The 7,349-nt window shown below is 73.4% G+C and carries 6 protein-coding genes; all 6 read left to right on the top strand.

What is annotated here, in order from left to right; genetic code table 11:
• On the top strand, nt 1-861 hold an 861-nt coding region (locus tag AC08OP_RS17155; RefSeq protein WP_476615117.1), incomplete at its 5' end, for a class I SAM-dependent methyltransferase.
• A complete protein-coding gene (locus AC08OP_RS17150; RefSeq protein WP_476615116.1) occupies nt 858-1,874 on the top strand; it encodes an ABC transporter substrate-binding protein in 1,017 nt (338 codons plus the stop codon). The genes AC08OP_RS17155 and AC08OP_RS17150, both read left to right, overlap by 4 nt.
• A gap of 5 nt (nt 1,875-1,879) precedes the next feature.
• Nucleotides 1,880-3,025: a FecCD family ABC transporter permease gene (locus AC08OP_RS17145; RefSeq protein ID WP_476615115.1), complete on the top strand. Its 1,146-nt coding sequence runs from the start codon at nt 1,880-1,882 to the stop codon at nt 3,023-3,025.
• Nucleotides 3,022-3,852, top strand: coding sequence for an ABC transporter ATP-binding protein (locus tag AC08OP_RS17140; protein WP_476615114.1), 831 nt, complete (start codon nt 3,022-3,024; stop codon nt 3,850-3,852). Before AC08OP_RS17145 ends, AC08OP_RS17140 begins: the two co-directional genes overlap by 4 nt.
• 244 nt (nt 3,853-4,096) lie before the next feature.
• A complete protein-coding gene (locus AC08OP_RS17135) occupies nt 4,097-6,334 on the top strand; it encodes a YcaO-like family protein (RefSeq protein WP_476615113.1) in 2,238 nt (745 codons plus the stop codon).
• A gap of 49 nt (nt 6,335-6,383) precedes the next feature.
• Nucleotides 6,384-7,262, top strand: a complete 879-nt coding sequence (locus tag AC08OP_RS17130; RefSeq protein WP_476615112.1) for a SagB/ThcOx family dehydrogenase — start codon at nt 6,384-6,386, stop codon at nt 7,260-7,262.
• Nucleotides 7,263-7,349: the final 87 nt, after the last annotated feature.

Raw genomic sequence — 7,349 nt, 5'->3', positions numbered from 1 at the left:
CCCCAGCACACGGTGCGCGGCGCGGCGCGGCCCCTCGCGTCCGCCGACATCAGCGCCTACTGGGACGCCGCCGCCCCGACGTTCGACGTCTGGCGCGGCGACGCCGGGATCACCGCCTCCGGTCACACCGCGGGCGAGGCCCGGGCCTGGGAGCTGCTGTGGCACCGCGTCCTCGGCCCGCCGCCGGCCCGGGTGCTCGACGTGGGCTGCGGCACCGGGTCGATGGCGCTGCTGCTCGCGTCGTTCGGCTACGAGGTGGTCGGGGTCGACGCGTCCGAGTCGATGCTCACACAGGCCCGCCGCAAGGCGGACGCGGCCGGCCTGAAGGTGGAGTTGCACGTGGCCGACGCCTCGTCGCTCCCCTTCCCGGACGGGCACTTCGACGCCACGGTGGCCAAGCTCGTGCTCTGGACGATGCTCGACCCCGAGGCCACCGTCACCGACTGGCGGCGCTGCACCCGGCCCGGCGGGCAGGTGGTGGCCGTCGACATCAGCTACGACCGGCTCGGCCCGCTCGGTCTGGCCCACCTGCGCCTCGCCCGCGCCGTAACCGCCCGGCGCTCGCGGATCGAGGCCGGCTACTTCCACGACCCCGCCCGGCTTGTCCAGCTTCCGCTGTGGATGGCCGGCTCAGAGGCGTACCGCAACGTCTTCGTCCGGTCCGGGCTGGACCGTGTGCTGGTCGAGCACCTGACCGGCATCGCGGCGCTGGAACGCCGCCGGCTGCCGCCGACGAGCCGGCTGTGGCCCGTCCTGGCCCGCCATCTCGTGCAGGGGGCCGTCCCGACGGCCGCCCGCACAGCCGGCCCCGGCACGACGACCGGCCCTGGCACATCCGTCCCCGAGAGGATCTACCCTTGAGCCTACTGCGGCGTACGGCCGCTTTCCTGCTGGTCCCCGCGCTCGCTCTCGTCGCCGCCGGCTGTGGCGATGGCGGCGGTGACGGGGATCCCGCGGCCGCGTCGGCGCCCTCGGCCACCACCGCCGGCTTCCCGGTGACGGTGGACAACTGCGGGGTCACCACCACCTACGAGGCCGCGCCGAAGCGGGTGGTGGCCGAGGAACAGAGCGTCATCGAGACGATGCTCACCCTCGGTCTCACCGAGCGGATCGTGGGGGTGGCCACCCTCAACCAGACCGAGCCCCGGGCGGACCTGGCCGCGGCGTACCGGTCGCTGAACGTCCTGTCGACCAGGGGCGGGATCACCCGCGAGCTGCTGCTGTCGGTCGACCCCGAGCTCATGGTCAGCCGGCGGGAGAGCAGTTTCGCGGAGGAAAGAGGAATCAGCCGCGAGTCGCTGCGCGGCGACGGCGTTTCCTCCTTCGTCCTCGGCCAGGACTGCATCGACGGCCGCCCGACGTGGCCGGCGCTCTACGAGCAGATCCGCAGCCTGGCGAGCGTCTTCGGGGCGACGGAGCAGGCCGACCGGGTCATCGGGGAGATGACCTCGACGGTGCAGGAGCTGGAGGCCACGGCGGCCGGGCGTGGCACGAAGCCGCGGGTGTTCGTGTACGACGACTCCGGTGAGGACGTCCCCGGCACGCAGGGCGAGGACGCGCTCGCGACGATGCTGCTGGACAGCGCTGGCGCGGAGAACGTGTTCGACGACGTCTCCGGTGTCTTCGGCAACGTGACCTGGGAGCAGCTCGTCGAGCGCAATCCCGAGGTCGTGATGGCCATCGATTACGGGGACGGCTCGGGCTTCGAGGCGAAGCCTCTCATCGACCGCCTCAAGAATCATCCCGCCGCCAGGAACATCGACGCGGTCCGGAACAACCAGATCTTCATCGTGCCCAACCATCAGCTCCTGCTCGGAGTCCGCAACGTCGAGGCGCTGCGGACGATCGTCGAGAACCTCGGCGACCGGGGTTGAGACCGGTGCCGGGGACGAAGCTGCTCACGGGAACACGGTTACCAGCGGGGCCTCAGCCACCGGCGACCGACACCGCACCGCCGGAGCCCGGGGCGGCCACGGCGCCGCGGCCGCCCGCGTCCCGCGTCCGGTTCGGGCTGGTCCTGCTCGGCCTGGCCGCGGCCCTGCTCGTCTCGGTCGTGGTCTCGGTCTCGGCGGGCCAGGTGCGGATTCCGCCGGTGACCGTCTGGCAGGTCGTCGCCGACCGGCTGACCGGCGGCGCCCTGGGACGCGCGGGCGGCCCGCACGACCTGATCGTGTGGGAGGTCCGGCTCCCCCGGGCGCTGCTCGCGGTCGTCGTCGGCGCCGGCCTGGCTGTCGTCGGCACGATCCTGCAGGCCCTCGTCCGCAACCCGCTCGCCGACCCGTTCATCCTCGGTATCACCTCGGGTGCCTCGGTCGGCGCGGTCACCGTGATCCTGCTCGGCTGGTCCGCGTTCGGCGTGTACTCGCTGTCCGTGTCGGCGTTCCTCGGCGCCCTCGCCGCCTTCGGGCTCGTCTTCGCCATGGCGCAGCGCTCCGGGCGGATCTCCCCGTTGCGCCTGCTGCTGGCCGGGGTGGCGGTGTCCTACCTGCTCACGGCGGTGACAAGCTTCCTGATCTTCCGGGCGGACACCGACGGGATCAAGGCGCGGTCGGTGCTGTTCTGGCAGCTCGGCGGCCTCGGCGGGGCCAGGTGGTCCTATCTCGGGCTGCCCGCCGCCGCGGTGCTCGCCGGCACGATCGCGCTGGCGACACAGGCGCGGCGGCTCAACGCGCTCGTCCTCGGTGACGAGTCCGCGACCAGCCTCGGCGTCGGGGTGGAGCGTCTGCGCCGGCAGCTGTTCGTGCTGGCCTCGCTGCTGACCGCCGTGATGGTCGCCGTCAGCGGCGGGATCGGCTTCGTCGGGCTGATGGTCCCGCACGTGTGCCGGATGCTCGTCGGGCCGGACCACCGGCGCGTGCTGCCCGTCGCCGCCCTCGGCGGCGCCGTCTTCCTGGTCTGGGCGGACCTGGCCGCCCGCACGGTCGCCGCGCCGGAGGAGCTGCCGGTGGGCGTCGTCACCGCCGTCGCCGGCGCCCCGTTCTTCCTGTGGCTCATCTGCCGCCGCCTGCAGCTGGGGGGCGGATGACCACACTGCGACTGGCCGGGATCGAGGTACGTCTCGGCGACGCCGTCGTCCTGAGCGGCGCCGACCTGAACTGCGAGGGCGGCGAGATCGTCGGTCTGGTCGGGCCCAACGGCAGCGGCAAGTCCACCCTGCTGCGCACCGTGTACCGGATGGTCCGGCCGATCGCGGGTCTGGTCACCGTCGACGGTGACGACGCCTGGGCGCTGAGCGAGCGTGAGCTGGCGCGGCGGACCGCCGTCGTCGTCCAGGAGACGCCCACGGAGTTCGACTTCACCGCCCGCGAGATCGCCGCCATGGGCCTGCTCCCGCACAAGCGGGCCTTCGACCGGGACACCGCCGCGGACGCCGCCGCCGTCACCGCGGCGCTGGGCCGGGTGGGCGTCGTCGGCGGCCTCGTCGACCGCCCGTTCGCCACCCTGTCCGGCGGGGAGAAGCAACGGGTCCTGATCGCGCGGGCGCTGGTCCAGCGCAGCCGCCTGCTCCTGCTGGACGAACCCACCAACCACCTGGACGTGCGTTACCAGCTCGAGGTTCTCGACCTGGTCGCTGGCCTCGGTGTCAGCACGGTCGTGTGCCTGCACGACCTCAACCTCGCCGCCAGCTACTGCGATCGCATCTTCGTCGTCGACGGTGGCCGGGTCGTCGCCGGCGGCAGGCCCGCCGACGTCCTCACCCCCGAACTGATCCTCGCCGTCTTCGACGTGCGGGCCGCGCACTACGTCCACCCCCTGACAGGTCAGGCCCAGCTGGCCTTCACGTCCGCCACCGCCGCCGACCCTGGGACAAGGCGGCATCTGACACCCCGAGAGGAGGTGAGCAAACCATGAAGAAGGTCTCGATCCGCAAGACCACGCTCGTGCGCACGGGGGCGGCCAACGCCGCGCACAACAACAACATCTCCGTTGTTGCCGCGTACGCGTGGAAGTGACGCCAGTCACGCCTGCCGTGCCGCCCGCCCGGGAGGGCGGCACGGCAGGTCCGGGCGGCACCGCGGTGTCGGGCAGCAGTGCCACCGTGGCCCCGGGCACCGCCGGACGACCAGACGGACCACCGATCGGAGAGGAGGTGCCGGTGACCGAGCCTGCGCACATCGTCGGCCTGACACTGCACCGCGGGCCCGACCACACGTCCCTGATCACGACCCCTGGCGGCGAGGTCCTCCAGATCGAGCTCCCGCCCGACGAACTGGCCGAGATCGTCGGCGCCTGCGACGGCGCCGCCACCGTCCCCGAAATCGCCGCCCGCTGCGCCGACCCGTCCGTGGCCGCGGACGTCCTCGGCGCGCTGCTGGAGCAGGGCTGCCTGACCGAGGCCGCCGCGGCGCCCCGGTCCTGGCACTGGGGCCGGTGGCCCGAGGCGCCCGCGAGCCCGGAGCGCCCCGCCGGTGCCCGGGTGCTGCTCGACGGCGACGAGATCATGGTCGTCGCGCTCGGCGAGGCCATGGTCCGCGGCGGCATCCGCAGGGTGCGACCGGGCCTGCCGGGGCAGGTGGGCGACGTCGACCTCGTGGTGACGGCCACGGTCGCCGGTGACACCAGCCGGGTCGCCGTGACCGCGGCGGCGGCAGCGGCAGCCGGCGTCCCCTGGGCCGGCTTCCACCTCGACCGCGGTATCGGCGTCCTCGGCCCCCTCGTCGTGCCGGGGCGCACCGCGGACCACGCCGATCTGGTCGACCGCCGCCGGTCCGCGAGCACCGACCCGCGGCTGTGGTCGGCGCTTGCCACCGCGCCCTACTGGGGAAACGCCTACGTGCCGCCCGGACCCGAGCTGGCCTGGATGGCCGACGTGCTGGTCATCGAGCTCTCCCGGTGGCTGGCCGGCGCCCCGTGCCGGCTGCTGTCCGCCGAGCTCGAAGCCGACCCGCTGAGCCTGGCGCTGACCGTCCACCCCGTCCTCCCGCACCCCGCGTACTTCGGGCCGGAACTGCTCACCGGCTGGGCGGCCACCCCGAAGGCACTGGTCAGCCCCCGCACCGGCATCGTGGTCGGCCTACGGGACACCATCCACCACCCCAGCGTGCCGGCGGCTCTGCACACCGTCACCGCCGACGTGGCTGACATGTCCAACGCGGCCCGGCAGCCATGGCGCAACGACGTCCTGTGCGGTGGTACCTCGTTCACCAGCCGCGACGCCGCCGTGGCCGCCGCGCTGGGCGAGGCGGCCGAGCGCTACAGCGCCAACTGGACGGGCACGTTGACCCCGGTGCGGGCCTCCTACGACGAGCTGGCGCGGCGGGGCGAGGCGGCGCTGGACCCGGAGCGGCTGGTCCTGTACTCCGAGAGCCAGTACGACACCGCTGGGTTCCCCTTCCGCCGCTTCACCCGCGACCTCGCCGTGCACTGGGTCCGCGGCCGGTCCCTGACCACCGGCGAGGACACCTGGTTGCCCGCGAGCCAGGTCTACATCAACTGGCGGACCGACGCCCCCGGCGCGGAACCGGCCCTGCACTTCCACAACTACGTCGGGGTCCAGGCCGGGCCGAGCCTGGAGTTCGCGCTCACCTCCGCCGTCGAGGAGGCCGTCGAACGCGACGCCACCATGACCTGGTGGGCCAACCGCCACCCGCTGCCCGCGCTGGCCCTGCCCGACCACCTGGCCGCCTACTGGTCGGGTGACCCCGCCGCGGCCGGCCAGCGGGCCTGGGCGATCCACCTCGACAACGAGTTCGGCATCCCGGTGATGGCCGGGGTCGTCGAGCACGGCCCGGACCGCTTGCTCACCATCGGCTTCGCGGCCCGCGCCGACCCGGGCGAGGCGCTGCTCAAGGCCTGGGGGGAAGCGCTGATCCTGCAGGAGGGCAGCCGCGACCTCGACCGGCCCGACGACGAGTGCGCCATCCGCAACGTCCTGGACCAGCACAACCGCGGCGGGGACTACCTCAAGCCGCAGCGCCCCGACCGCTCCTACCTCGACGCCTACCGCCCCGACTTCCGCGACGTCGTGCAGCTGCTGTGCCAGCAGCAGCTGAACCTCGACCCGCGGGCCCGCGCGCACGTCGCACCGTGGCTCGATGTGCCGGCGACACGGGCGTTCGACACCGTCCCCGGCCTGGCGGCCCGTGATCTCGGGACATACCAGAAGATCGTGGAGAGCCGCGGCTACGAGATCCTCTACGCCGATCTGACCACGCCGGACGTCGCCGCCTGCGGGCTGCGGGTCGTCCGCGTGATCATTCCCGGCCTGGTGCCCAACTTCCCCGCCGCCTTCCCCACCTGGGGCCGCGGCCGGGTACTGGCCCACGCCGCCACGCTGGGCTGGCCGGAGCTGCCCGAGACCGAGCTCAACACCTTCCCCCTCCCCTACGCCTGACCCCGCTCCGGTACGCCTGACCACCCGGACGACCGCGAAAGCAGGACCGATGGACTCGCTCGCGACATCCGACGCCGACCTGACTCCCGCCGACCTGACTCCCGCCGACCGGGCTCTGGTCACCGCGATGGGGGCCCATGCCACCACCGCGGACAGCCCGCCCCTGCGCGTGCTCGACGTCATCCACCGCAACCTGACCGCCCCAGCCGGGCCGCTCGACCTGCCGTCCACCGACGACTCTGACGACACCGACGGATCAGACGAGATCAGCCTGGTCAAGGAGTACAGCGACGCGCCGGCGGTCGCACTGCCCCGGCCCGGCGGCCGGGCCGGGCTGCCGCCGCTGAACCGGGTCATCGCCGACCGGCACAGCTGCTACGCCTACGACGGACGGCCGCTGGACCTGGCCGATCTCGGTGACCTGCTGCACCACGCCGCCGGGGTCAAGCAGCTGGCGCAGACCCCGATCGGGTCCATTCCCGTCCGGATGGCCCCGTCCGCGGGCTCCCTGCAACCGGTCAATGTCTACGTCGCGGCCAGGCGGGTGGACGACCTCGACCCGGGGGTCTACTACTACCAGCCGGTCCGCCACGAACTGGAGCTCGTCAGCCCCGGGGATCCCGGACCGGGCCTCACCGCCGGCTGCATGCAGGACTTCGTCGGCACCTGCCCCGCCACGCTGGTCCTCACCTGTTCCCTGGACCGGGTCGTCTGGCACTACGGGCATCGGGCCTACCGCTCGGCGCATCTCGACGCCGGGGTGCTCGCCCAGAACCTCATGCTGGTCGCCACCGGGCTCGACCTCGCCACCTGCGCGGTGTTCGGCTTCTTCGACGACGACCTCAACAGGCTGGTCGGCGCGGACGGACGCGACGAGATCACCGCCCTCGCGCTGACCGTCGGGCACCCGGCCGCCGCGGCCGTCTGACCTGGATCACGCGCGGCTGTCGCGGCAGCCACGGCAGCCGCGACAGCCGCGGCGACGGCTCAACGGGGGTCGTCGTGGACGTGATGC

This window comes from Frankia sp. CeRuru1 (assembly GCF_977966315.1).
The sequence above is the reverse complement of the archived record's forward strand: the minus strand, read 5'-3'. Positions and strand labels throughout refer to the sequence as shown.